The following is a 23,822-nucleotide window of genomic DNA, read 5'->3' on the forward strand; positions in this document are numbered from 1 at the left end:
GGGATGAACTCCCGCGCCTTCTCGCGCACTATGCGGATGAGCTCGGCCTGCCAGGTACCGGCAGGATCCAGATCCTCCCAGGCCGGCCACCAGGCGTGCTTCTCACGTGAGTGCTCGTGCAGCTCGCGGGCGATGACGTCGATTGACTCGGGCTTGGTGGGAGGGTGGGTCACACCTTGTGTCTCACGAGAGAAAGGTCCGCTTGACACAAGCATCCCCTGATCGCGCCAGCAAGCCGCGCAACCCAGCCACAAGACCACCGAGGCTGCGTTGATACTCTTCGGCGACGGACGGGGTCATAGGGCGTCTGTCGCGGACCGATAGAACGCGCCCGAACGGGGTCTCAATGATCCTCACGTTTTCCTCGCCCAGCATGGACCGCAACCGCTCAAGGTATTGGTTCTCGGACATCTTGCGCGGTTGAAATGAGTAGCGCACGCCGAATGGGCGATGACGCTTCGGTCGACCCCGGCAATACCCTGCCTTATGCACTGTGCTACTTTCTCCATGTAGCCGTCGCCCTCCCATCCAGCCGCCTCGCCGCCCGCCTCAACCACACCACCGCACCCCAGGCGCAGGATAGGACCAGGGTGGAGGTGAGGACGAGGCAGGGGTGGGGTTCATCCGTCGCGCTTGGGCTCGGTGGGGTTCGGCGCAGCTTTCTCGCGGTGCGCCACCTCCTTGTCGATCGCGGCTCGTATCATATTGAGCCGGCATTCACCCTGCTGCAGGACAGCGTCCATGCGCGCTTTCGCCCCCTTAGGGAGGGTGAGATTGATGTTCTCGTGTCGGACTTTCCTGGGCGCCATGCGGCGCGCTGTGACATGTACATGACGTCCGCTCAAGGGGGCACTCTACGGATTAAGTCTCACCCGACCGGCGCCAGCAGGATCGCCGTCCTCACCGCATTCCTCCGCCGGGCCGGTGTCGCATCCTCCGCCGCCAGCTCGTCGGCGGAACATTGGTGCGCCAGGACGGCCGCGGCGGAACAACATACAATCTCCGACAGACTCGCATCAAACTCAACGACGACCGATCGCTGCCGCCATGAGACCATCGATACGTGTCTCGTCGGTCTGGGCGGCGATGTATGCCAGACCCGCCTCACTGCAAGTGCGGTTCAGTGCCTCGTCGTCGTGGAGCGCACGTATCGAGCGAGCAAGTCCGTCCGGGGTTGCCGCGACGAGGTCGAGCAGCTGGTGAGGCAGGTCCATGCCTTCGGCTGCAGCTGGCGTACACACGCAGGGGATGCCGGCAGCCAGACTATCGAGCACCTTGCCCTTCACACCTGCCCCGAACCTCAAGGGCGCCACTGTAAGGCGGACGCGATCGAAGAGGGCGGCGAGATCCGCGACATGACCCACAGGGTCAACCTCGTGGCGCTGGAGGCTGCGCAGGCTGTCCGGCATATCACTGCCCACAAGAAGGCAGGGCAATGCGCCGCCGAGCGCCTCAATCTCTGGCATCACGGCATCGACCAGCCAGAGCGCGGCATCCACGTTGGGCCGGTGGCCGTAGCCGCCGATAAAAGCCATCCCGCGCCGCTCTGCAAACGGGACTTGTGTTGGATGCGCAGAAATACTCCAGGGCACCACATGGACCTTGCCCGGTTGCATTTGCCGACGCAGGATCTCGGCCTCCGCGCTTGAGTGAGTGATGACCGCGTCCGCCTGCCAGGCAGCGGACAACTCCATGATGCGGATTTGTTCGCTGTAGGCGCGCAATTCTGAACGTTTCTCGATCTCCGCTTGGCGCGACAGCCGCAGATGATGGAGATCGGCGACGCTGTAGATAAGTCGCGCCCGAGGCTGATGCAGGCGTGCTAGCGCCATGTAGCGGGAGGCAGTGGCTACGCGGTGAAGGTAGACAAGATCAAAGCTGTCACGCTGGCGCTTCAACACCTCTTCGATCGTCGTGTACCAAGGATGAAGGCAACAGGCGATGCCCTCTTCTTCAAGAAAACTGCCATCACCGCGCAGGTTGGCGGGTGCGATAGTCACGTCGTAGCCGATCCGCTGCAACGATCGCATGTGCGAGAGGATCGCGTTCGATCCGGCATCGTGATTAAGGATCGAAATCCGATCGTCGATGACGAGCGCACGGGGTCTCGAACCATCGGCCGGCGCAGCGCCGGGCTGGCGGACACCTTCACTCCACTGAGTAGAGCGACGCCTTTGCCGCTCCTCAGCCCCGCTTTGATGATCGGCATAGCGCTGGCGAAGCTTGTCGGCCTGGTCAGTCAAGAACGTCAGACGACGAACGAAGTCTGCTTCGTCCGCGACAGGCATCAGGAGTTGCTCGATGACCTCCTGTGTGGGCTTGTCGAATGCAGTCGCGGGCTCCAGCATCCGAGGCGAGCGGTTTAGATGCTGCCCTTTACCCTCCACACGAACGCTGACGACGTGACGCACCAAAGGTGAGAGCTGAGCGGAGGGGCGAAAATCGAAGCTGTGCCGGCCTTGTCCAATCCCTGCACGCTCGAGGTCGGGGCGGTATCGATTGGCCACAACACGGCCGAGAATCTGGTCGTTGGCTGAGATGACGACACTGAGGGGCGTATCAGGTGCGTCCGTGTCCCAGGCCCAGCCGGCGATACGCTGGTGGGACACGTGGTCGAGAGAGCCGCGCAAAGGCATAAGGTCAGCTCGGTTTATGTGCGGCCGCCTCTTCGGAGCGGCCACGCATCTAACCGACTTTCGCTAAGCGGCCAAACCGCTCGCCCCGATCGGGCGAGAGGTGGTGAGCGGGGCGCGATCAGCCGACCGTCGCACCTCGACCTGATGTGAAATACCGAGCGCAAAAGGCTCAGGCAAGATCAGACTGAAGGCGTGACAACCGTCCCCAATCCCAGCCCGCTCCAGGTCCGGCCGGTAGGTCTCGGCAAACGTCAGCGCTGCAACCACGCCATCCACCACGATGTCGAGGCAGACCGGCCCATCGGGGTGCGCCAGATCCTGCGCCCAGCCCCGCACGGTCAGCCGGCCCTGCTCATCGATGCTGCAGTGATCCAGATAGCCGCGCAGCTGCCCAAACGCGTGCGCGGGGGGCAGCGGCAGACCTGCGCGCTGATTCAGGCGCCGACGCACCGCTTCGAGCGTGAAGCCGTCCTCTACGCGCGGGGCGCAGTAGACCGCATCCTTGCGCTGCTCCTGTCGGTAGAGCTCAGAGAAGGTGTGGGCGTTGTGGAAGATGCCACGACTGTTGTCGTCCACGAAGCTTTCGCTGGGCGCGCCCTCGGCGACGAGAACGTCATGGCTATCGAGTTCGATGTGCCAGTAGGTGAGGCTGTCGAGGTGCTCGACCTTGGTGATGGTTGTTCCGTTGACGAGGTGCGCGGCAGGGATGAGGCATCCGTCCAGGAACATGGCATGCCTGGGAGAGACGTGAAGGTCTCGGGCAGGGATGCCGTCAGCGAGGCAGCCAGCCTGGAGGCGGATGGGCAGCAGGTCGGGATTGTTGCGCAGGAAACGGCCGGCGTAAGCGCGGGTGCCGATCCACTTTATCGGGCGCTGCTCACCTGAGGCGGTGACCACCATGTCGCCGATCGAGAGCGCCTCCACAGGTATTTCGACCTCGGTGAAAGACCCGCCCACCTCACGCCATGTCAGAATGCGTGTTCCTGTACAATAGCAGACAGCGAATGGTTGCTGTTGAGCTGTGATTATGGATCCATTACTATAGGCATTCGGTGAATATAAATAATATCTACCATTATTTCTAACTAATATTATGCCCTGATTATTCAATGTTTTACCAACATAAAAATTATCATCAAAGCCGGTTACGTTAAAACTATCGTTTGCGATATCCCCAAGGCGCGTTAAATCGTCGCCCGGACCATCAGAACTATCGCTAATCGTATAATTGTTTCCATAATTAATAGAAATGGAGAACTGATTGACCTGCCCAGTTGGAATTAGTCTGAAGCCATTGAGATTGCCGATAGACGGAGCAGACCCGGAAGACATAGGCGTTTTCTCGCATTTTATGGCGCCAACCCAAGAATGTAGTTGTCGCGTGCGCCGTCGCGACCAATATTGCTAGGCATTCATTGGTGTCATATTAACACGGGAGACATTTATTCGTAATCCAGAAAATTTACCCAATTGCCTATTTTTTGGCGATGTGACATTAATACAACTAACTATGTCAATTATCTGGCAGTGTCACACCTTGCTGATCCGGCATCGCGACGCCTGCCACTTCAATTTGGCCTTGGGTCAACGGTGTATCCGAGGCGTTCGATAAGCGGCATCAGGATCGGCAGAACCGGTCCCAAATGACGCAGGTAATGTTGGTAGCGGTAGCGCGAGCGGTCGTAAAGCTTCTCACTCACTTGAGCATAACTCGCCGTGCGGGCGTAGCGGGTATTCCGCTCGAAACTCAGCACCGACGGGTCGAACGGAACCCCAACGAAGTCGAACACGCCCCGCACCGTCGCCTCCTGATCGTCCACGAGGTCCTCGTAGCGCACGGCTTGGTAGTTTAGGTCCATCTCGGCCCGGTAATGCACCACGAGATCGTGGGACAAGACAAGATGCTCGGCCGCGCTCTCGAGTGCATGGCCGCAGAAGCCGCCATGTGTGAACACATTCGACATCGCCGAGACCATGATGTCGAGGGGGTGCCGGATCAGGTGAAGCAGGGGGGCCTGCGGGAAAATCAGCGCGACCAGCCCAAGATGCATCTCGTTGAGCGGCATCTTGTCGGTGAACAGCCCCGCGCCCTCACGCAGGACGCCGAGCTGGCGCACCCGCTGCAGGTAGTGGTCGCGCAGGGTATCGAGGCCTTCCAGCCGGTCACCTAGCCACAGCTCGGCCAGGGCGCCGGGATAGTCCCAGGGGCTGTCCAGGAGGCGCGGGGCCAGGGCGGCCACCTCTTGGATTAGCGGCAACTCGTCTCCCGCCGCGATGCCCGGGCTGGCGGTCAGCGTCTGCTCCAGCAGCGTGGTGCCGGAGCGCGGAAAGCCGAGGATGAAGATCGGCTGGGCGACGTCGTCCCTCACCCCGGCCCGCGGCAGCAGGGCGAGCCTTTCGCGGATGAAGAACGCCTTGAGCTGATCGGCCAGGGCATGCGCCTCCGCCCGGAGATAGGACCGGCCACTCAATTCGACGAGCCGCGCCTTCCCGGCGCAGAACTCGGCCCAGGCCTCGTCGTAGCGTCCGGCCTTGTCGAGCAGACGCCCACGCTCCAGACGCTCGACCGGGCGCAGCGGGCGGGTCTGCGCATCGAGCAGAGCCACGGCTTCGTCATTGCGCTTCTGCCGTCCGAGGATCGCCGCCCGGGTGAGCGTAGAGGCTGGGCTTGCTCCCCCGATCCGATCAAGGCGGTCCAGCAGCGCCGTGGCGGCACCGAGTTGGCGATCGGCTTCCTCCATTTGCGCCCAGGCAAGCAGGGTCCGGCGGTTGCCGGGCTCCAGTTGATCGGCTTCGCGATAGAGGGCGCGGGCCTCGTCGATGCGGCCCTGTTCCTTGAGGCAGGTGGCGAGGTTGGACAGAACCAGGGGGATGCGCAGGTCAGCTAGGTCTAGGGCGCGTTGGCAGTGATAGGCGCCGACCACCGGCCGGTGGGCCTGCGTCATCGCCATGCCCATCAAGTTGTGCGCCTGCGCGTTGGTTGGGGCGAGCCGGACCGCCTGGCGGGCGTGGCGCTCGGCGGCCTCCAGATCGCCCTGGCCGAGCGCCAGCATCCCGAGCTTGTTGACCGGCCACAGGTTGCCCGGCTCGACCTCCGCCAGACGTTCCAGTAGCGCCTTGGCGGCAGGGCGGATGCCGGCATCGAGGCGGATCTCTGCCAACGTGGCCAAAGCAGTCGGCTCCAGCGGAGCACGCTCTAGCACCGCGATGCTCAGGCGCTCCGCCTCTTCTCGGTTACCTGCCCGGAGGGTATCGGCGGCCCGTCGGGCCTCGAAGGTCAATATCGGATCGGACGAGTTATCCGGCTGCTCCTGCGCCGAGTTGCGGTCGCAGCATCGGGCGGGCGCAAGGCCGCTGCCACAGGCACAGAGATGTTGGACGGCTGTGCTCATCCCGACCCCAGGAATCGTGAGATGCTGTCGACGATCACGTCCGGCTACCCTTTCACGAGCGCGACGGCAATGAGCGCGGGGGTGGAACCCAGATCCGTTGGAGACCTCGTCAGTTGACGCGCACCTTGCACCGCTCGTGCGTCTCGCGCCACTCCTCCTCGCGCAGGCCGCGGCACGGGACGACGCCAGGGGAGAGGCTGGCGAGGCCGCGGGACCAGGAGAGGACGGTGGGTGGAAGCCCCGCGGGGTCGGGCAGATGCATGGGATCGACTACAGCATTTGGTACAGCATGAAAGTGCAGCAGGGGTGATTTCTCTAGGCGAAATGCGGCCAATCCGTCCCATCCATCATGGGGGCGACGGAGAACCGCCACGCGCTGAAATCGCCGGATCGCTCGACCACCGCTGTCACCTGTGCCCCATCACGTGCCACATCGCCACGTCCGCAGGGGACGGATCTCCGCCCGCGCTGGCGGCCGGGTTGTACCGCGCCGGGCATGACGAGGGTACCCCCGGCCCGGCATGGGCCAGGAGCAGCTCCGAGGACGCCGCGTCACGCCGCCTTCACGCCGCCGAGGAACGCGTCGACCTCGCCGCGCAGGCCCGTCGCGGTGCCGGCCAACGCCTCCGCGGCGGCGAGCACGCGGGCGGCGGCCTCGCCGGCCCCCTCGGCGTCGCGACGCACGTCGCGGATGCCGGTGGAGACCACCTGCGTCCCGTGCGCGGCCTCACCGACGTTGCGGGCGATCTCCTGCGTCGCCGCGCCCTGCTGCTCCATCGCGGCGGTGATGCCCGTCGCGATCTCGGACATCTCGCCGATCACCCCGCCGATCGCGCTCAGCGCCGCCACGGCCTCGCGGGTCGCGTCCTGAATGCGGGCGATCTGGTCGCCGATCTCCTCCGTGGCCCTGGCAGTCTGGCCGGCGAGCTGCTTGACCTCCGCCGCGACGACCGCGAAGCCGCGCCCCGCCTCCCCGGCCCGCGCCGCCTCGATGGTGGCGTTGAGCGCGAGCAGGTTCGTCTGCCCGGCGATGCCCTGGATCAGGGCGACGACCTCGCCGATGCGCTCGGCGCCGGCGGCGAGCGCCGCGATGACGGCGTCGGTCTCCCAGGCGCGCCCGACGGCGTTCGTCGCCATCTCGGCCGAGTGCGCGACCTGGCGGGCGATCTCGCGGATAGAGATTGCCATCTCCTCTGTGGCGGCGGCAACCGTCTCGACATTGGCCGAGGTGCGCTCGGCGGCGTCCGCGACCTCCGCCGACCGGGCATTGGTGCGCTCGGCCGCCGCCGACATCGATGCGGCGGTGCCCTGCATGGTGTCCGCGGCCTGCGACAGGCCCCGGGTCGAGGACGACATCGTCTCCTCGAACCCGGCGGTCAGCGCCCCGAGCCTTTGGGCCCGCTCGGCCTCGGCCCGGGCGGCGGCGACGGCTTCGGCGTCGCTCCGCGCCTTGGCGACGAGGGCGTCCTGGAACACGCCGACCGCCCTGGCCATCCCGCCGATCTCGTCGCGCCGCTCCTGGCCTGAGACCGCGACGGAGAGGTCGCCGGCGGCGAGCGCCCGCATCGCGGAGCCGAGCTGTCCGATCGGCCGCACGATGCCGCGGGCCAGCCACAACGCCGCCGCGACGCCGAGGGAGGCGGCGAGGGCGACGCCGACGAGAAGCAGGATCTCGGCGGCGCGCCGCTCGGACCCGATGCGGGCGAGCTCGCCGTCGCCGGCCTGGCGGGCGGCGGTGACGAGAGCGGCCAGGTGCCCGTCGCGCTCGCTCAGGATCGCGCGCTGCGCGCCGTTCGCCGCCACGATCCCCGGCACCTGGCCCTTGATGTCCCGCACCTTCGCGATCAGGTCCTCGATGGACCGGCGCGCGGCCGGGTCGGTCTCGACGCGGTGGATCGTCTCGACCGCCTTCATCATCGCGTCGGCGCTGGCGACGACCGCCGCGCCCTCGTCCCGGGCCGAGAACAGGGCGATCTCGGCAATCTGGAGCGACTTGGAAGCGTCCATCGCCTCCGCGCTGGCGCCGAGGAGCGCCGCCGCCCGCTCGACCCGGTCCTGCTCCTCCTGCAGCCGCGCCTGGACGGCGGCGCCGGCATCGCTCTGGACCTGCTCGACCTCCCGCAGGGCCGCCATGATCGCCGCGAAGGCAGCGGTGATCGTGTCGGTCCGTCCCGCTTCGTCCAGCGGCAGGTCGACGGCGTCGAAGTAGTCGTCGAGAGCGTCGACGGCGGCCTTGGCCGGAGCCCGCATCGCGTCCTGCCCGGCGAGGCGTTTCAGGATCGCCGACAGGAGCCGGTACTTCTCGGCCACCGCCGCCCGGTCGCCCCCGGGGGCCTGCTCGCTGTTGCGCATCTCCAGGGCGCCGCGGACCGCCGAGCCCGCGAGCGAGCCCGCGGTGGCGGCGCCTTTCAGTGCCTCGACGCTCTCCTGGAGCGCCTGGCTCGCCGCGGCCAGGCGGGCCTTCTGCGCCGCGCCGATCCTGCCTGCCGTCGCCTGCAGGTCCTTGATCAGGGCAAGATGCTCGGCCTGCACCCGCGCCTTGCGGTCCTGCTCGGCAGCGTAGGCAGTGCGGGTGCGCGCGAAGGCGTCCGTGCCGCGGGCCATCGCCTCCACGCCCGGAACGGTGGTGAAACCGGCATGGACCTGCGCGAGGCCGTCCGTGACCGCGCGCTCTCCCTGACCGGTCTCGTCGTGCAGCGACCGCTCGGCGGCCAGGGCGAGGTCGCCGACGCGGCCCGCGAGCGTCTGCGCCGCGTTCGCGGTGTCCACCCGCGTGGCGAAGCTGGAGAGGCTGACCCAGCCCGAGGCGGCGACGCCGGCGGTCAGCGCCAGCATCACCGAGAAACCGCAGAGGAGGCGCGCCTTGATCGTCATCGGACCGTGAACCCGGGTCTTCATCTCACCGGGATCAAGGCTATGACAGCTGGCTTAACTCCGACTTAAGACTTCGCCGAAGTCATGATCTTGCATTGCACAAATCCGCCAAGTCGCTACACGTCGGGACCCGTGGCGCGGGGAGGCTTCCCCGGCATCGCAAGGCTCCGGTGCCGGACGTCTGCCGGACGAGCGTCCTCGCCCGGCAGACGGCGGAAGGACGTGCTCAGTGGCTGTGCTTGCAGCCCGGGCCGTGGACGTGCCCATGATCATGCGCGTGGCGATGGTGGCCGTGATCGTGATGGGCATGGTCGTGATGCGCGTGACCATGGTCGTGCGCCTGGTGACCGTGATCATGATCGTGGTGGTCGTGACCGTGGTCATGTCCGTGATGATGATGGTCGTGTCCGCAGGTGCTGTGGTCGTGGGCCGCCGCCTCCTTCTCGGGGCGAAACGGACGCCGGAGCGCCGTCGCGGTGCAGCCCTGGCCGCGGACCAGCTCCGCCACCACCGGATCGTCGAGGACGTAGAGCGCCTCGGGCGTCATCTCGGCCTGGACGTGGTTGCTGCCGAGCTGCCAGGCGAGGCGGGTCAGGCGGACCGAGTTCCCGGCCGTGACCGCGAGCAGCGCCTGCGGGGCGGCGAGGATGCGCACCAGGCGGCCGTCCTCCAGGCGCACCGCGTCGCCGTCCTCGAGGGTCGTCGCCCGGTCGAGGTCGAGCCGGAAGGCGAGACCGCCCTCGGCGGTCAGCTCGGCGCTGCGGCGGGAGCGGGCGGCGTGGTCGAGGGCGATCTGGTCGGCGACGGCGTCGGGGCGCACGGCGGCTTTGCGGACGATGGTGGTGGCGCGCTGCATCGGGTCCTCGCGGGCGGTGATGCCGGGAATTTCGCCCCTCCTGTAGAGCATTTGCCGGGCCCGTGGCAGGCCCTTCTGTGGCCGCGGCACCGCACCGCCACGATTCGCGGGCGGTCCGGTCCGCCTCCCGGGGAACCATCGGACGGCCAAGCTCATTTGGCGTTCAGCCATGATACGGCTAAGCTCGGGGCAGGGTGCGGGGTCGACGACCCGGTGCCGGACCGCGACATGCACGAGGGGAAGACTCCATGAAGAAGCTCATCGCCGCCACGCTCGCCGGTGCCATGGCGCTGTCGCTCGGCGCCTGCAACACCCCGGGCGATCGCGCCGCCGGCGGCGCCGCCCTCGGCGGCCTGACGGGCGCGGCGATCGGCGCGGCGGCCACGGGGCGGGCCGGCGGTGCGCTGGCGGGCGGCCTGATCGGCGCGGCCGGCGGCGCCGTCGTCGGCGCGGCCACCGCGCCCCAGTGCCCCTACGGCACCTATCGCGATCCCTACGGCAACGTCTACTGCCGCTGATCGGCCCTGCCTGAGCGCACCCGGCGATCCCGCCGGGTGCGCTTCCACATTCCGCAGACGCCTCGGGGGCGCTACAAGGGCGCCATGACGCCCGTGCCTCCCCGAGATCCCTCGCCCTTCCGGAACCCCGAGCCCCTCCCCCGATTGGCCGTGCTCTCTCCTGAGATCCGGAGGCGCGCGTGAGCCAGGGCGTGTGGGGCAAGCTCGGCGGCGCGGGCATCGGGCTCGCCGCCGGCGGTCCGCTCGGTGCGCTGATCGGCGCGGTGGCGGGCCATTTCCTGCTCGACCGCGAGGGCTCGCTGTTCGGGCCCACGCCCCGGGAGGTGGTGTTCACCACCGGCCTCGTCGCGCTCGCCGCCAAGATGGCGAAGTCGGACGGAGTGGTGACGCCCTCCGAGGTCGCGGCCTTCGCCGACATCGTGCAGGTGTCCGAGGACGAGCGCGCCGGGGTCGAGCGCCTGTTCGACCTCGCCAAGCGCACCACCAGTGGCTTCGAGGGCTATGCCCGGCAGGTCGCCGACACCTTCCAGGACGAGCCGGCCATGCTCGAGGATGTGCTCGACGGCCTCTTCCACATCGCCAAGGCGGACGGCGCGGTCCACGAGAGCGAGGCGCGCTACCTCGCCGAGGTGGCGGCGATCTTCGGCTTCGACGAGGCGCGCTTCGCTGCCATCACCGCACGGCACCTGCGCCTGGCCGACGACCCCTACGAGGTGCTGGGCGCAGCCCGCAGCCTCACCGATCCCGAGCTGAAGGCGCGCTACCGGGCGCTCGTCTCCGAGAACCACCCCGACCGGGTGATCGCCCGCGGCCTGCCGCCGGCGGCCGTCGCCATCGCGACCCGGCGCCTCGCCGCCATCAACGCCGCCTATGACCGCATCGCCGCCGAACGGCGCCTGAGCTGAGCCCGGGGGTCCCGGCCCAGCAGGAGTCTCGCCCCATATGAGCCTCACCCCCGACTGCCCGGTCGCCACCCAGGTGGTGCCCTCCCCCAACCACGACGAGCGGACCCTGCCGGTCGACGCCTTGATCCTGCACTATACCGGCATGGCGAGCGCCTCCGAGGCGCTGCTGCGGCTCTGCAACCCGCTCGCCAAGGTCTCGGCGCACTACCTCGTCTTCGAGGAGGGCCGGGTGGTGCAGATGGTCCCGGAGGCGCGCCGCGCCTGGCAGGCCGGAATCTCGGCCTGGGAGGGGGTGCGGGACATGAATTCGCGCTCGATCGGGATCGAGATCGCGCATCCGGGCCACGCCGGGGACGGCAGCCTCGCGCCCTATCCGGAGGCGCAGATGGCCTCGGTCACGGCTTTGTGCCGCGACATCCTCGGGCGCTGGCCGATCCGCGCCGACCGGGTGCTCGGCCATTCCGACATCGCGCCCGAGCGCAAGATCGATCCGGGCGAGAGCTTTCCGTGGGAGGCTCTGCACCGGGACGGCATCGGCCACTGGGTGCCGCCGGCCCCGATCCGCGACGGGCGCTTCTTCTCGGAGGGCGATGCCGGCCAGCCGATCGAGGCGCTGCAATCGATGTTCGCGCTCTACGGCTACGACGTACCGGTGAGCGGCACCTTCGATGCCCGGACGAAGGCCGTGGTCACGGCGTTCCAGCGCCACTTCCGGCCGGCCCGGGTCGACGGCGTGGCCGATGCTTCGACCATCACGACGTTGCGCGACCTGCTGGCGGCGAAGCCGGCGTGACGCCGGCGCGCTCGCCTCACCGCTCCTCGATCGTCAGCTTCTGGAACCCCTTCGCGGCGAGCTTCGGCCGCTTGGCGCTGAGGATGCGGGAATTCACGCCCGTCCAGCCGATCTCCCCCGAGAGGCGGCCGTACTCGATCTTCGGGCAGCGGTTCATCACCACGGTGACGCCCCGCTCTTCGGCCCGGGCAGCGGCCGCATCGTTGCGCACGCCGAGCTGCATCCAGATCACCCGAGGCAGCGGGTCGAGGGCCAGGGCCTCGTCGACGAGCGGTCCGGCGGCCTCGGAATTGCGAAAGATCTCGACCATGTCGACGGGGTGGACGAGGTCGGCGAGCCGGGCCACCACCGGGCGGCCCAGAATCTCCCCTCCGGCGAAGCCCGGATTGACCGGGATCACCTGGTAGCCGCGCTCCAGCAGGTACTTGGTGACGATCCAGCTCGGCCGGGCCGGATTGGCGGAAGCGCCGACGAGGGCGATGCTGCGCACCTGCCGCAGGATCTTGCGCAGCGCCTCGTCGTCGTAGCGGTCGTGATCGAGGCTCATCGGGCCGCCTTCCTGTCGAGGAAGGCCGCGATGCCGTCCTCGGCGGCGCGGGCCAGCATGTTCTCGGTCATCACCCGACCGGCATGGGCGTAGGCCTCCGCCAGTGGCATCTCCAGCTGCTCGTAGAAGGCGCGCTTGCCGACCCGCACCGTGTAGGCGCTGCGGGCTGCGATGCCGGCGGCGATGTCCTGCGCTGCGGCGAGCGCGGTGCCGGCGGCCACCACCCGGTTGACGAGGCCGAGCGCCCGGGCCTCCTCGGCGTCCGCCATCTCGGCGGTGAGCAGCATCGCCATCGCGGCCTTGCGCGACAGGTTGCGCGACAGCGCGACCATCGGGGTCGAGCAGAACAGGCCGATCTGCACGCCGGGCGTGGCGAAGCGTGCCTCCTCACCCGCCACCGCGAGGTCGCAGGAGGCCACCATCTGGCAGCCGGCCGCCGTGGCGATGCCCTCGACGGCGGCGATCACCGGCTGCGGCAGGGCGGGAATCGCCATCATCACCGACGAGCAGAGATCGAACAGCTCCTTGAACCGGGCCGCGCCGCGGTCGGCTTCCGCCCGGTAGGCGGTCATCTCCTTGAGATCGTGGCCGGCGCAGAAGGCCGGCCCGTCCGCGGCGAGCACCACGGCGCGCACGCTCCCGTCGGCGGAGAGGCGGGCGAATTCCTCGGACAGGGCGGTGAGGAGGGCGTGCGAGAGGGCGTTGCGGGCCCGCGGCCGGTTCAGGGTGAGGGTGGCGACGCCGTCGCGGTCGTCGCGGAGGAGCAGAGGGTCGGACATGCGGGCTCGGTTGCGGGCGAAACGGATGGCCTATTGTCCGGTGCCGGGCGCCGTGCTGCAAGATCGTGCATGACGCCAACCGGAACCGTCCCACGCATGCCTGACGTCCCTGTGTCCCTCGCCCTGATGATGGACCGCGACGCGGTCGCGGCCTTCCTCGACGAGGTCTTCCCGCAGATCCATCACGGCGGCCCGGGCCCGGTGGTCGAGAGCGTCGGGCCGATGACCGCCACGATGCGCCTGCCCTATCACGAGCGCCACCTGCGGCCGGGCGGCACGCTGTCGGGGCCCGCCATGATGGGGCTCGCCGACGTGGCGCTCTACGTCGCGATCCTGGCCCAGATCGGCCCGGTGGCGCTCGCCGTCACCACCAACCTGTCGTTCAACTTCATGCGTAAGCCGGCGCAGACGGATCTCCTGGCCGACGCCCGCCTGCTCAAGCTCGGACGCTCGCTGGCCGTCGGCGAGGTGCTGATTCGCAGCGCCGGCCAGGAGGATCTGGTCTGCCACGCCACCGGCACCTACGCGCTGCCGCCGCGCTAGATACGATCGGAATTTAGCGGTATCATGATACCGCACCATGGAAGCCGCTCGAAAAACTCAGCTTTTCGCCTCTTCGCAATTCCCGTGTCGCTTGACGCGAGCGCGATCCTCGATTACTGAGCCAGCCATCGCCGCCGCGCGCTCATCCCTGACCGCGGCGGCGTCCTGTTTTTTTCGTCAAGACTTCCGGGACTTATCCGCGATGAAGACCTTTTCGCTGAAGCCCGCCGACGTCGACAAGAAGTGGGTGATCATCGACGCGGAGGGCCTCGTGGTCGGCCGCCTGGCGTCGATCATCGCGATGCGTCTGCGGGGCAAGCACAAGCCCCAGTACACGCCCCACGTCGATTGCGGCGATAACGTCATCGTCATCAATGCGGAGAAGGTGAAGTTCACCGGCCGCAAGTATAACCAGAAGGTGTACTACCACCACACTGGTTACCCGGGCGGCATCAAGGAGCGCTCGGCCAAGTTCATCCTCGAGGGCCGCTTCCCCGAGCGCGTCGTCGAGAAGGCCGTGGAGCGCATGCTGCCGCGCGGCCCGCTGTTCCGGCAGATCCTGGGCAACCTCCGGGTCTACAAGGGCAACGAGCACCCCCACACCGCCCAGCAGCCGGAGACGCTCGACGTCGCCGCTCTCAACCGCAAGAACGTGAGCGCGTAAGATGGCGACCCTTCAGTCCCTCGCCGACCTCGGCCAGGCCAGCAAGGCCCAGAACCTCTCGCAGGGCGAGAACGAGGCCCCGGTCCACGTCCAGAAGCTGGACTCCCTCGGCCGCGCCTACGCCACCGGCAAGCGCAAGGACGCGATCGCCCGCGTCTGGATCAAGCCCGGCGCCGGCAAGATCACGGTGAACGACCGCCCGGTCGACACCTACTTCGCCCGCCCGGTGCTGCGCATGATCCTGCAGCAGCCGCTCCAAGTCGTGGACCGCGTCGACCAGTACGACATCGTCGTGACGGTGGCCGGCGGCGGCCTCTCCGGCCAGGCCGGCGCGGTGCGCCACGGCCTCTCCAAGGCCCTGACCTACTACGAGCCGGAGCTGCGCTCCCCGCTGAAGCGCGAAGGCTTCCTGACCCGCGACCCGCGCGTGGTCGAGCGCAAGAAGTACGGCCGCAAGAAGGCCCGCCGCAGCTTCCAGTTCTCGAAGCGCTGAGCGACCTTTTCGGTCATTGCAAAAAGAAAGGGCGGGTCCGCAAGGGCCCGCCCTTTCTTCGTTGCGCGAGCGGCGCTTAGGCGTTCAACGCCCGCTCCAGCTCGCCCTTCGACATGGTGGAGCGGCCCGGAATGTTCTTCGCCCGCGCCTTCCGCATCAGCTCGGCCTTGGTCGGCCCGCCATCCCGGCTTCCGGTCTTGTGGGAGGCCTTGCGGGCCGCAGCGGCCTTTTTCGCCACGTCCTTCGGCTGCTTCGAGTGCTGCTGTCCCTTGGCGCTGTCGGCACGCTTCTTGGCCGTCGAGCGCTTGTACTCGTCGTCGGAGAGTTCCTCGCGGGCCTTCTTCGGCAGGTAGCGCTCGCCGGTCTCGCCGCTCTTCCTGCCCGACTTGGTGCCCCACTCCTCGTCGGTCCACTGCTTGAGGTGGTTGTCGGACGACTTCTTGCCCTCGTAGCCGCCGCCCTCCTCCTTGTACTCCTGCACGGCCATCTGGGCCTTGCGGGCCGACCATTGGCCGGGCTTGCCGCCCTTCGAGGAGCGGGTGACGTCCTTCTTGACCTTCTCCCAGAGCTTCGGATCGGTCTTCTTGGCGGTGCCGGCCATGGTATGCTCCTGTTGTCGTCTGATCTCGATCTGGCAGCACAACCGGCGCATACGGGCAGGGTTCCTCTGGGGCGCGGTCCCGTTGTGGATGGCCTTTGCGACACGAGGCCGTCGCAGTCGCCGTGGCACGCTCGATGCCTCGGGGACCGTCATGGCGGATTGACTTGACGGCTCCCCGCCCCCAATCAACGCGCGCGTCGCTCGGCATCGGCCGATCCGCGCCACGGAGCTTTCGCCCATGACCCGCAAGCACAGCCCGAGCGTCTTCATCGACGGCGAGGCCGGCACGACCGGTCTCGGCATCCGCGAGCGCCTGGACGCCTTTACCGACATCACCGTCCGATCGATCCCGCACGAGAGCCGCAAGGATCCGGAGGCGAAGCGCACCCTCCTGTCCGAGGTCGACCTCGTCATCCTCTGCCTGCCCGATGACGCCTCGCGCGAGACGGCAGCGCTCGCCGATTCGCTGCCCGGCGGCGGCCCGCGGCTGCTCGATGCCAGCACCGCCTACCGGGTCGACCCGGCCTGGACCTACGGCTTCGCCGAGCTGGCGCCGGAGCAGGAAGCCGCCATCCGGGCTTCGCGCCGCGTCTCGAACCCGGGCTGCTACCCGACCGGCGGCATCGCGCTCCTGCGCCCGCTGATCGATGGCGGCCTGATCCCGGCCGATTTCCCCGTCAGCATCAATGCAGTCTCGGGGTACAGCGGCGGCGGCCGCAAGATGATCGAGGCCTACGAGGCCGGCGAGGCCCCTGCCTTCCAGCTCTACGGCCTCGGCTTCGGCCACAAGCACCTGCCCGAGACCCAGAAATACAGCGGCCTGACCCGCCGGCCGATCTTCGTGCCGTCGGTGGGCAACTTCCGGCAGGGCATGCTGGTGTCGATCCCGCTCCACCTCGACCTGCTGCCCGGCAAGCCCACCCCGGGCGACCTCGAGGCCGCCCTCGTCGCCCGCTACGCCGGCGCCAAGCTGGTCAAGGTCGTGACCGGGGCCGAGGAAGGCGCCCATCGCGAGCGCATCGAGCCCGAGGCGCTGAACGACACCGACCGGCTCGAGTTGCGGGTGTTCGGCTCCGACACGCACCGCCACGCGGTGCTGGTCGCGCGTCTCGACAATCTCGGCAAGGGCGCGTCCGGCGCCGCGGTGCAGAACCTGCGCCTGATGCTCGATCTCGATTGAGTTCGGTCGCCGGAGGGCCGAACCGACCCTCCGGCGTCCCGGCGGTCATCCCCGCGACGGGATCTCCAGCCCCCTTTGCACCGCCGGCCGGGCAAGGCCCCGCTCCAGCCAGGCCGGGACCTGCGTGAGCGCGTCGTACCCGACCAGCTCCCGCGCGTCGTAGAAGCCGATCAGGTTGCGCACCCAGCCGAGCATCGCGATGTCGGCGATGGTGTAATCCTCGCCCATGATCCAGTCGCGTCCAGTCAGCCGCGTCTCCAGGACCCCGAGCAGTCGCTTCGACTCGTCGCGGTAGCGGTTCAGCGGCCGCTTGTCCTCGATCTCGCGACCGGCGAACTTGTGGAAGTAGCCGAGCTGGCCGAACATCGGCCCGAGCGCCGCCATCTGGAAGAACAGCCACTGCGCGGTCTCGTAGCGTCCGGCCGGATCGGCGGGGATCAGCTGCCCGGTCTTCTCCGCGAGGTACATCAGGATCGCGCCCGACTCGAACAAAGCCAGCGGCTTGCCCCCCGGTCCGTCCGGGTCGAGGATCGCCGGGATCTTGCCGTTCGGGTTGAGCGACAGGAATTTCGGATTCCAGGTCTCGTTCTTTCCGATATCGACGGCGTGTGGCTCGTAAGGGACCCCTAGTTCCTCGAGGGCGATCGACACCTTCACGCCGTTCGGCGTCGGCCAGGCATAGAGCTGGATCCGGTCCGGATGTCGGGCCGGCCAGCGCGCGGTGATCGGGAAGGCGGAGAGGTCGGGCATCGCAACAGGCTCCCTTGGAGGCCGCGACGATACCCGCCCTCTCCTGCCGGACAAGGCTTGTCGTCAGCCCTTCGCCGCGAAGTGCCTGACCACAAGCGGCAGGTGGTCGGCCCCGTGCCCGGCCTCGACCAGGCCGTCGAGATCGGCCAGCACCCCGTTAGCGACCGCCCGCTCGGCCCCGAGCTCTTCGGCCATCGCCACGTAGTAGCTCAGGTCCTTGCGGGCATTGGCGATCGAGAACCGCATCGGCGAGGAATCGCCGGCGAGCAGGTAGGGCGACAGCCGGTCGAGGGCCGCACCGTGGCCGCCGCCCTTGCGCAGCACGTCGACCAGGATCTCGGGAGCGATGCCCGCCCGGCCGGCGCAGGCCGCCGCCTCGGCGATCAGCGCGACGGAGCCGAGCGACACGTAGTTGTGCAGGAGCTTCAGGGTGTGGCCCGATCCGGCCTCGTGGCCGGCATGGAAGATGTTCTCCGCGAAGTCCGAGAGCAGCGGCCGCATCGCCTCGAACAGGTCCGGCTCGGCCCCGACCAGCAGGTTGAGCCGCCCCTCCGCCGCCTCCTTCGGCGTACGGGTCATCGGCGCGTCGAGGAAGCGCCCGCCGGCCTCGCGCACCGCCGCCGCAACCCGCGCCGTCGAGGCCGGGACCGCGGTCGAGCAATCGACCACCACCGTGCCGGGCCGCAGGGAGGCGAGGAGCCCACCATCGCCGAGGAGCACGTCCTCGACCTGCGGCGTGCCGGTGACGCACAGGATCACCACCTCGCTCGCCCGCGCGAGAGACGCCCGGTCGGCGTGTCGCGTCGCACCCAACCGGTCGAGGTCGTCCGTCGGCTGGTTGCCCGGATGGTCGAGATAGCCGAGCGGCCAGCCCTTGCGCGCGAGGTTGAGGGCGATGCCGTGTCCCATCAGCCCGACGCCGACGACGCCCACAGTGTGCTTGATCATGACGGTGTCTCCTCGAGAAAAGATCAGGCGAGCGCCCGGCGCACCGCATCCGCGACCTCGGTGCAGGTCGCGCTCCCGCCGAGATCGCGCGGCACCGCCCGCCCCTCGCGCAGCACCGTGCCGACCGCTGCCTCGACCCGGTCCGCCGCGTCCTTCAGGCCGGCGTCGCCCTTCCGGTCGGCGAGCCAGCGCAGCATCATCACACCCGACAGGATCGTGGCGACCGGGCTCGCGGCGTTCTGTCCGGCAATATCCGGCGCCGAGCCGTGGGCGCCCTGGAACAGGGCATGGCTGTCGCCGATCTCGCCCGAGGGCGAGATGCCCATGCCGCCGACGGTGGCGGCGCCAAGATCCGAGATGATGTCGCCGAACATGTTCTCGGCCACGATCACGTCGTAGAAATCCGGCCGCTTGAGCATGTGCACGGTGATCGCGTCGGCATAGGCGTAGTCGATGGCGACGCCCGGATACTGGCCGTGCACCTCGTCGCAGATCCGGCGGAAGAAGGCGTAGGACCGCAGGATGTTGGCCTTGTCGCAGACCGTGACCCGGCTGTGCCCGTCCCGGGGGGCGCCGCCGCGCTTGGAAGCCAGCTCGAAGGCGAAGCGGGCGACCCGCTCCGTCCCTTTCCGCGTCACGACGAGGCTGTCCGAGGCGAACTCGTCGCGCAACACGACCCCGGCAGCGCGGCTGGCGTAGAGCCCCTCGGTGTTCTCGCGCACGATGACGTAGTCGATGCCGCCGCCCTCGAAGGCGCGCAGCGGCGAGAGCACGCCGGGCAGGAGCTTGATCGGCCGGACATTGGCGTAGAGGTCTAGGCGGAAGCGCAGGCGCAGGTGCAGGTCGTTGCCGACCTCGGTGCCGTCCGGATAGACGACGCCCGGCAGGCCGGCGGCGCCGTGCAGGATCGCGTCGGCGTCGCGGCACCCCGCGAAGGTCTCCTCAGGCAGCACCGCGCCGCTCTTCTGGTAGTGCCCGGCGCCGCCCTCCAGCATCTCGAAGGCGAGGGTACCGGTGCCGCAGGCCTCCGCCAGCACCGCCATCGCCGCCCGCGTCACCTCGGGCCCGATGCCGTCGCCCTCGATGGTGGCGATGCGATACTGCGCCATTTCTCCGCTCCTCCCTTGAGATCCGCGTCTGGCGCGGAACCTTTGCAAGGGCGCCTAGCACGGCGCCGCGGGCCGCAACATCCGGTCCGACGCATGACAGGGAGGAGCCGCCGATGACGGGAGAGCCGTTCACCTATCGCGTTCCGGACGCAGCGCTCGTCGATTTGCGCGAGCGCCTCGCCCGCACCCGCCTGCCCGATCAGGCGCCCGAGGCGCCCTGGACCTACGGCACGGACGTCACGTACCTCGCCGACCTGATCGCCTACTGGCGCGACCGGTTCGACTGGCGTGCACAGGAAGCGGCCCTCAACGCCTTTCCCCAGAGCATCCAGCGCGTCGGCGAGATCGACATCCACTGCCTGCACGTGCCGGGCCAGGGCCCCTCACCCCGTCCGCTCCTCCTCTGCCATGGCTGGCCCGGCTCCGTGTTCGAGTTCCTCGACCTCATCCCGCGCCTGACCGACCCGGCCCGCTTCGGTGGCCGGCCCGAGGACGCCTTCACGGTGGTCGCCCCGTCGCTCCCCGGCTACGGCCTGTCCTTCCGCCCGGGCCAGCCGCGCCTCGGCGTCGAGGAGATCGCCGACCGCTTCGCCGAGCTGATGACGCTGCTGGGCTACGAGCGCTTCATGGCGCAGGGCGGCGACTGGGGTGCCTTCATCACCACCCGCCTCGCCTGGCGCCACCCGCAGCGGGTCGAGGGCCTGCACCTCAACATGCTGCCGGTGCGCCGCGACCTCTCCGGCCGCGACGCGACGCCGGAGGAAGCCGCCCATTACGAGCGCGTCGGCGCCTGGCTCAAGGAGGAGACGGGCTACCAGTGGATCCAGGGCACAAAGCCCCAGACCCTGGCCTTCGCCCTGACCGACTCGCCGGCCGGCCTGGCTGCCTGGATTGCGGAGAAGTTCCGGTCCTGGTCGGATTGCGGTGGCACGATCGAGACGGCGATCCCCCGCGACCGGATGCTCGCCAACATCTCGCTCTACTGGTTCACCGGCGCCATCGGCTCGTCGTTCCACCCCTACTATGCCCGCATGCACCGGCCCTGGCCGGTCCCGGACGGGGAGAAGGTGCGGGTGCCGACCGCCTACGCGGCGTTTCCGAAGGAGATGGTCCGCCCGCCCCGCTCGCTGGCGGAGGCGACGATGTTCGCAGACCTGCGCCGCTGGACCGAGATGCCGCGCGGCGGCCACTTCGCCGCCCTCGAGCAGCCGGACCTCCTCGCCGAGGATGTCCGGGCCTTCGCGGGCTCGCTGCGCGGGTAAGCGGCACTGGCGCCGAAGATGCATGGCGGCGGACGTCCGATCCTCGCACACGGCTGCCCCATGCATCGTTTGCCCCTCCTCGACCTGACCCTCGCGCCCGGAGGCCGGACGTGAGCGAGCCGGACGGCTGGGCCGAGCGGCGGCGCATCGCCGAGCAGGCCCGGGGCGAGCGCGCCTGGTCGCTCTGGGGGCCCTATCTCAGCGAGCGGCAATGGGGCACGGTGCGGGAGGATTACAGCCCCGACGGCAATGCCTGGCGCTCCCTCACGCATGAGGAGGCGCGCTTCCGTGCCTATCGCTGGGGCGAGGACGGCATCGCCGGGCTCACCGATGACCACGGGCTGATGTGCCTCTCCCTCGCGCTCTGGAACGGCCGGGACCGCATCCTGAAGGAGCGCCTGTTCGGCCTGACCAACGAGGAGGGCAATCACGGCGAGGACGTCAAGGAGGTCTACCACTACCTCGACGCAGTCCCGAGCCACGCCTACCTCAAGTACCTCTACCGCTACCCGCAAGCCCCCTTCCCGTACGAGGCGCTGCTGGCGGAGAACCGCCGGCGGGGCCGCGACGCGCCCGAATACGAGATCGAGGAGACCGGGGCCTTCGACGGCCTGCGCTTCTTCGACATCACGGTCGAGTACGCCAAGGCCGACGCCCACGACATCCACGTCGTCGTCACGGCGGTGAACCGGGGACCCGAGCCCGCCGCCCTGCACCTCGTGCCCCAGCTCTGGTTCCGCAACACCTGGTCGTGGCGCGAAGGCGGCGAGGCCTGGCGGCCCCGGCTGACGGCGCGCCCAGACGGCAGCATCGCCTGCGAACACCCGCGCCTCGGCTCCTACCGTCTGACCTATGACGGGGCGCCGGCGCTCCTGTTCTGCGAGAACGAGACCAACCCGCGCCGGCCCGGCGCTCTGGGCCCGTTCAAGGACGGCCTCAACGCGGCGATCGTCGAGGGCGACTCCGACGCCGTGGCAGCGGAGGGCGGCACGAAGCTCGGCCTGCACTACGCGCTCGCCCTGCCGGCCGGCGGCCGGGCGGTCGTTCGCCTGCGCCTCTCGGCCGGGGGTACGCCGCGCCCGGTCGATGCCGGCGGCACCGCCGTGGCGCGACGCCTCGCCGAGGCCGATGCCTTCTACGACACCCTCCAGGACGGCATTGCCGATCCCGACGAGCGCCGGATCTACCGCCAGGCCGCCGCCGGCCTGATCTGGACCAAGCAGCTCTACCGCTACGACGTCGGCCTGTGGCTGCGGGGCGATCCGCTCCAGCCCCCTCCCCCGTCGGAGCGGCGCAAAGGCCGCAACACGGCCTGGGCCCACATGGCCGCCGCCGACGTGCTCTCGATGCCGGACACGTGGGAGTATCCCTGGTTCGCCGCCTGGGACCTCGCCTTCCACTGCATCCCTTTCGCCCTGCTCGATCCGGACTTCGCCAAGGCGCAGCTCCTGCTCCTGACCCGCGAGTGGTACATGCACCCGAATGGCCAGCTCCCGGCCTACGAATGGGAGTTCGGCGACGCCAACCCGCCGGTCCATGCCTGGGCGGTGCTGCGGGTGTTCGAGATCGATCGCGACCGGCGCGGCGGGCGCGGCGACCTCGCCTTCCTGGAGGGTGTCTTCCACAAGCTGCTGATCAACTTCACCTGGTGGGTGAACCGTAAGGACGCGACCGGCCGCAACGTCTTCCAGGGCGGCTTCCTCGGCCTCGACAATGTCGGGGTGTTCGACCGCTCGCGCCCGCCCCCGGGCTTCGGCCTCGTCCACCAGGCCGACGGCACCGCCTGGATGGCGATGTATGCCCTGACGATGATGCGCATCGCCCTCGAGCTCGCGGTGCACAACGACGTCTACGAGAGCACGGCCTCGAAGTTCTTCGAGCATTTCCTGCTCATCGCCGAGGCGATGACCGATATGGGCGGAGAGGGCTTCGGGCTCTGGGACGAGGAGGACGAGTTCTACTACGACCAGGTCGACTTGCCCGACGGACGCATGATCCCGCTGCGGGTGCGCTCGATGGTCGGGCTGGTGCCGCTCTTCGCCGTCGAGGTGATCGAGCCCGCGATGCTGCAGCGCCTGCCGGATTTCGCCCGGCGCCTGCACTGGGTGCTGCAGAACCGCCCCCACCTCGCCCGGCTGGTCTCGCGCTGGACCGAGGGCGGCGTCGGCGACCGCAAGCTCCTGTCGCTCCTGCGCGGCCAGAGGATGAAGGCGCTCCTGCGCCGCATGCTCGACGAAGCGGAGTTCCTGTCGCCTTACGGCGTGCGCTCGCTCTCGAAGGCGCACCAGGCGCGGCCCTACACCCTCGACGCGCTCGGGGCCTCGTTCACGGTGCGCTACGACCCGGCCGATTCCACCTCGACGATGTTCGGCGGCAACTCGAACTGGCGCGGGCCGGTCTGGCTGCCGATGAACTACCTGATCATCGATTCCCTTCGGCGCTTCCACGCCTATTATGGCGACGATTTCCGGGTCGAGCATCCGACCGGGTCCGGGCAACTCCTGTCGCTGGCGGCGATCGCCGAGGCGCTCGAGGACCGGCTGATCGCCCTCTTCGCCAAGGACGGAAGCGGGCGCCGCCCGGCCCTCGGCGATGTTCCCCGTCCCCCGGACGGCGACGACGAGGCCCTGCTGTTCCACGAATTCTTCGACGGCGATACCGGTCGCGGCCTCGGCGCATCGCATCAGACCGGCTGGACCGCCCTGGTCCTCAACCTGCTGCACCACCGCGCCCGGCGGTGCCAGACGGAGGGGTGAGCCGCACGGCCGAGCGCCTCCGGCACCGGTCGATATCTCGCGCGGTCGCTAGCAGGGGTATCGGCACCGGCTCTTGAACCCAGGGCGTGCATACCCATCTAGGGTACACGCCGGCCGCTGGGACCGGGCAGTCCCCTGCCCTCCCCTTGCCACCTCGGCCGGATCCCCCCGGATCCGAACGAGTTGACAGGCGAGCCGGCTACCCTTAAACGACCG

The 23,822-nt window shown here is 68.8% G+C and carries 22 protein-coding genes; 9 read left to right on the plus strand and 13 right to left on the minus strand.

Annotation, left to right across the window (positions count from 1 at the left end; genetic code table 11):
- Window positions 1-620: 620 nt before the first annotated feature.
- The 7 genes from MFF64_RS37955 to MFF64_RS34485 all read right to left on the minus strand — a co-directional run bounded on the left by MFF64_RS37955 (window position 621) and on the right by MFF64_RS34485 (window position 9,758).
- A complete protein-coding gene (locus MFF64_RS37955; RefSeq protein ID WP_273557201.1) occupies window positions 621-743 on the minus strand; it encodes a hypothetical protein in 123 nt (40 codons plus the stop codon).
- Window positions 744-1,022: 279 nt separating this feature from the next.
- Complete coding sequence (locus tag MFF64_RS34460; RefSeq protein WP_238193613.1) at window positions 1,023-2,636, minus strand: glycosyltransferase family 4 protein; 1,614 nt, start codon at window positions 2,634-2,636, stop codon at window positions 1,023-1,025.
- A 63-nt stretch (window positions 2,637-2,699) separates the two neighbouring features.
- Complete coding sequence (locus MFF64_RS34465; RefSeq protein WP_238193614.1) at window positions 2,700-3,968, minus strand: Hint domain-containing protein; 1,269 nt, start codon at window positions 3,966-3,968, stop codon at window positions 2,700-2,702.
- A gap of 236 nt (window positions 3,969-4,204) precedes the next feature.
- Window positions 4,205-6,028, minus strand: a complete 1,824-nt coding sequence (locus MFF64_RS34470; protein ID WP_238193615.1) for a tetratricopeptide repeat-containing sulfotransferase family protein — start codon at window positions 6,026-6,028, stop codon at window positions 4,205-4,207.
- A gap of 109 nt (window positions 6,029-6,137) precedes the next feature.
- Window positions 6,138-6,290 (minus strand): hypothetical protein, encoded by a 153-nt coding sequence (locus tag MFF64_RS34475; protein WP_165795761.1) that lies wholly within the window; start codon window positions 6,288-6,290, stop codon window positions 6,138-6,140.
- 290 nt (window positions 6,291-6,580) lie between these two features.
- On the minus strand, window positions 6,581-8,926 hold the full coding sequence (locus MFF64_RS34480; protein WP_099904017.1) for a methyl-accepting chemotaxis protein: 2,346 nt from the start codon (window positions 8,924-8,926) through the stop codon (window positions 6,581-6,583).
- A 202-nt stretch (window positions 8,927-9,128) separates the two neighbouring features.
- A complete protein-coding gene (locus MFF64_RS34485; RefSeq protein ID WP_238193620.1) occupies window positions 9,129-9,758 on the minus strand; it encodes an urease accessory protein UreE in 630 nt (209 codons plus the stop codon).
- A gap of 248 nt (window positions 9,759-10,006) precedes the next feature.
- On the opposite strand from MFF64_RS34485, the gene MFF64_RS34490 reads away from it, so the two are divergent.
- The 3 genes from MFF64_RS34490 to MFF64_RS34500 all read left to right on the plus strand — a co-directional run bounded on the left by MFF64_RS34490 (window position 10,007) and on the right by MFF64_RS34500 (window position 11,974).
- On the plus strand, window positions 10,007-10,276 hold the full coding sequence (locus tag MFF64_RS34490; protein ID WP_048453159.1) for a YMGG-like glycine zipper-containing protein: 270 nt from the start codon (window positions 10,007-10,009) through the stop codon (window positions 10,274-10,276).
- A gap of 179 nt (window positions 10,277-10,455) precedes the next feature.
- Window positions 10,456-11,181: a TerB family tellurite resistance protein gene (locus tag MFF64_RS34495; RefSeq protein WP_238193616.1), complete on the plus strand. Its 726-nt coding sequence runs from the start codon at window positions 10,456-10,458 to the stop codon at window positions 11,179-11,181.
- 37 nt (window positions 11,182-11,218) lie between these two features.
- A complete protein-coding gene (locus MFF64_RS34500) occupies window positions 11,219-11,974 on the plus strand; it encodes an N-acetylmuramoyl-L-alanine amidase (protein WP_099904891.1) in 756 nt (251 codons plus the stop codon).
- A 16-nt stretch (window positions 11,975-11,990) separates the two neighbouring features.
- Here MFF64_RS34500 and MFF64_RS34505 read toward each other — a convergent pair whose 3' ends face one another.
- A complete protein-coding gene (locus tag MFF64_RS34505; RefSeq protein WP_099904893.1) occupies window positions 11,991-12,521 on the minus strand; it encodes a CoA-binding protein in 531 nt (176 codons plus the stop codon).
- Complete coding sequence (locus tag MFF64_RS34510; protein ID WP_099904895.1) at window positions 12,518-13,300, minus strand: enoyl-CoA hydratase; 783 nt, start codon at window positions 13,298-13,300, stop codon at window positions 12,518-12,520. Before MFF64_RS34510 ends, MFF64_RS34505 begins: the two co-directional genes overlap by 4 nt.
- 96 nt (window positions 13,301-13,396) lie before the next feature.
- Between MFF64_RS34510 and MFF64_RS34515 the strand changes: the two genes are divergently transcribed.
- From MFF64_RS34515 to rpsI, 3 genes are all read left to right on the plus strand, one after another.
- Window positions 13,397-13,843 carry a PaaI family thioesterase gene (locus tag MFF64_RS34515; RefSeq protein WP_238193617.1) on the plus strand — a complete coding sequence of 149 codons (447 nt, stop codon included), beginning with the start codon at window positions 13,397-13,399 and terminating at the stop codon, window positions 13,841-13,843.
- Between the two features lie 202 nt (window positions 13,844-14,045).
- On the plus strand, window positions 14,046-14,507 hold the full coding sequence (gene rplM, locus MFF64_RS34520; protein WP_048450043.1) for a 50S ribosomal protein L13: 462 nt from the start codon (window positions 14,046-14,048) through the stop codon (window positions 14,505-14,507).
- A 1-nt stretch (window position 14,508) separates the two neighbouring features.
- Window positions 14,509-15,000 (plus strand): 30S ribosomal protein S9, encoded by a 492-nt coding sequence (gene rpsI, locus MFF64_RS34525; protein ID WP_048450044.1) that lies wholly within the window; start codon window positions 14,509-14,511, stop codon window positions 14,998-15,000.
- 76 nt (window positions 15,001-15,076) lie between these two features.
- On the opposite strand, the gene MFF64_RS34530 is transcribed toward rpsI, so the two are convergent.
- Complete coding sequence (locus tag MFF64_RS34530; protein ID WP_099904897.1) at window positions 15,077-15,601, minus strand: DUF5872 domain-containing protein; 525 nt, start codon at window positions 15,599-15,601, stop codon at window positions 15,077-15,079.
- Window positions 15,602-15,839: 238 nt separating this feature from the next.
- On the opposite strand from MFF64_RS34530, the gene argC reads away from it, so the two are divergent.
- Complete coding sequence (gene argC, locus MFF64_RS34535; protein WP_238193618.1) at window positions 15,840-16,781, plus strand: N-acetyl-gamma-glutamyl-phosphate reductase; 942 nt, start codon at window positions 15,840-15,842, stop codon at window positions 16,779-16,781.
- 45 nt (window positions 16,782-16,826) lie between these two features.
- On the opposite strand, the gene MFF64_RS34540 is transcribed toward argC, so the two are convergent.
- The 3 genes from MFF64_RS34540 to MFF64_RS34550 form a co-directional block, all read right to left on the minus strand.
- The gene (locus MFF64_RS34540; protein ID WP_099903167.1) at window positions 16,827-17,531 is read right to left on the minus strand and encodes a glutathione S-transferase N-terminal domain-containing protein; all 705 of its coding nucleotides are present in this window, start codon (window positions 17,529-17,531) and stop codon (window positions 16,827-16,829) included.
- Window positions 17,532-17,594: 63 nt separating this feature from the next.
- Window positions 17,595-18,479 carry an NAD(P)-dependent oxidoreductase gene (locus MFF64_RS34545; RefSeq protein ID WP_099903165.1) on the minus strand — a complete coding sequence of 295 codons (885 nt, stop codon included), beginning with the start codon at window positions 18,477-18,479 and terminating at the stop codon, window positions 17,595-17,597.
- A 23-nt stretch (window positions 18,480-18,502) separates the two neighbouring features.
- The gene (locus tag MFF64_RS34550) at window positions 18,503-19,588 is read right to left on the minus strand and encodes an isocitrate/isopropylmalate dehydrogenase family protein (protein WP_238193619.1); all 1,086 of its coding nucleotides are present in this window, start codon (window positions 19,586-19,588) and stop codon (window positions 18,503-18,505) included.
- Window positions 19,589-19,701: 113 nt separating this feature from the next.
- On the opposite strand from MFF64_RS34550, the gene MFF64_RS34555 reads away from it, so the two are divergent.
- Window positions 19,702-20,850, plus strand: a complete 1,149-nt coding sequence (locus MFF64_RS34555; protein WP_099904432.1) for an epoxide hydrolase family protein — start codon at window positions 19,702-19,704, stop codon at window positions 20,848-20,850.
- Between the two features lie 110 nt (window positions 20,851-20,960).
- Window positions 20,961-23,606: an MGH1-like glycoside hydrolase domain-containing protein gene (locus MFF64_RS34560; RefSeq protein WP_099904430.1), complete on the plus strand. Its 2,646-nt coding sequence runs from the start codon at window positions 20,961-20,963 to the stop codon at window positions 23,604-23,606.
- The last annotated feature ends 216 nt before the right edge of the window (window positions 23,607-23,822 follow it).

The organism is Methylobacterium frigidaeris (assembly GCF_022179185.1).
GTDB lineage: Bacteria > Pseudomonadota > Alphaproteobacteria > Rhizobiales > Beijerinckiaceae > Methylobacterium > Methylobacterium frigidaeris.

What these genes read in the sequence shown, in the direction of transcription:
- MFF64_RS34465 (WP_238193614.1), bottom strand. Translation starts at nt 3,968, where the DNA reads ATGTCTTCCGGGTCTGCTCCGTCTATCGGCAATCTCAATGGCTTCAGA.
- MFF64_RS34515 (WP_238193617.1), top strand. Translation starts at nt 13,397, where the DNA reads ATGCCTGACGTCCCTGTGTCCCTCGCCCTGATGATGGACCGCGACGCG.
- MFF64_RS34460 (WP_238193613.1), bottom strand. Translation starts at nt 2,636, where the DNA reads ATGCCTTTGCGCGGCTCTCTCGACCACGTGTCCCACCAGCGTATCGCC.
- MFF64_RS34555 (WP_099904432.1), top strand. Translation starts at nt 19,702, where the DNA reads ATGACGGGAGAGCCGTTCACCTATCGCGTTCCGGACGCAGCGCTCGTC.
- MFF64_RS34545 (WP_099903165.1), bottom strand. Translation starts at nt 18,479, where the DNA reads ATGATCAAGCACACTGTGGGCGTCGTCGGCGTCGGGCTGATGGGACAC.
- rpsI (WP_048450044.1), top strand. Translation starts at nt 14,509, where the DNA reads ATGGCGACCCTTCAGTCCCTCGCCGACCTCGGCCAGGCCAGCAAGGCC.
- MFF64_RS34500 (WP_099904891.1), top strand. Translation starts at nt 11,219, where the DNA reads ATGAGCCTCACCCCCGACTGCCCGGTCGCCACCCAGGTGGTGCCCTCC.
- argC (WP_238193618.1), top strand. Translation starts at nt 15,840, where the DNA reads ATGACCCGCAAGCACAGCCCGAGCGTCTTCATCGACGGCGAGGCCGGC.
- rplM (WP_048450043.1), top strand. Translation starts at nt 14,046, where the DNA reads ATGAAGACCTTTTCGCTGAAGCCCGCCGACGTCGACAAGAAGTGGGTG.
- MFF64_RS34490 (WP_048453159.1), top strand. Translation starts at nt 10,007, where the DNA reads ATGAAGAAGCTCATCGCCGCCACGCTCGCCGGTGCCATGGCGCTGTCG.
- MFF64_RS34485 (WP_238193620.1), bottom strand. Translation starts at nt 9,758, where the DNA reads ATGCAGCGCGCCACCACCATCGTCCGCAAAGCCGCCGTGCGCCCCGAC.
- MFF64_RS34510 (WP_099904895.1), bottom strand. Translation starts at nt 13,300, where the DNA reads ATGTCCGACCCTCTGCTCCTCCGCGACGACCGCGACGGCGTCGCCACC.
- MFF64_RS34480 (WP_099904017.1), bottom strand. Translation starts at nt 8,926, where the DNA reads ATGAAGACCCGGGTTCACGGTCCGATGACGATCAAGGCGCGCCTCCTC.
- MFF64_RS34475 (WP_165795761.1), bottom strand. Translation starts at nt 6,290, where the DNA reads ATGCATCTGCCCGACCCCGCGGGGCTTCCACCCACCGTCCTCTCCTGG.
- MFF64_RS34540 (WP_099903167.1), bottom strand. Translation starts at nt 17,531, where the DNA reads ATGCCCGACCTCTCCGCCTTCCCGATCACCGCGCGCTGGCCGGCCCGA.
- MFF64_RS34470 (WP_238193615.1), bottom strand. Translation starts at nt 6,028, where the DNA reads ATGAGCACAGCCGTCCAACATCTCTGTGCCTGTGGCAGCGGCCTTGCG.
- MFF64_RS34550 (WP_238193619.1), bottom strand. Translation starts at nt 19,588, where the DNA reads ATGGCGCAGTATCGCATCGCCACCATCGAGGGCGACGGCATCGGGCCC.
- MFF64_RS37955 (WP_273557201.1), bottom strand. Translation starts at nt 743, where the DNA reads ATGGACGCTGTCCTGCAGCAGGGTGAATGCCGGCTCAATATGATACGA.
- MFF64_RS34530 (WP_099904897.1), bottom strand. Translation starts at nt 15,601, where the DNA reads ATGGCCGGCACCGCCAAGAAGACCGATCCGAAGCTCTGGGAGAAGGTC.
- MFF64_RS34505 (WP_099904893.1), bottom strand. Translation starts at nt 12,521, where the DNA reads ATGAGCCTCGATCACGACCGCTACGACGACGAGGCGCTGCGCAAGATC.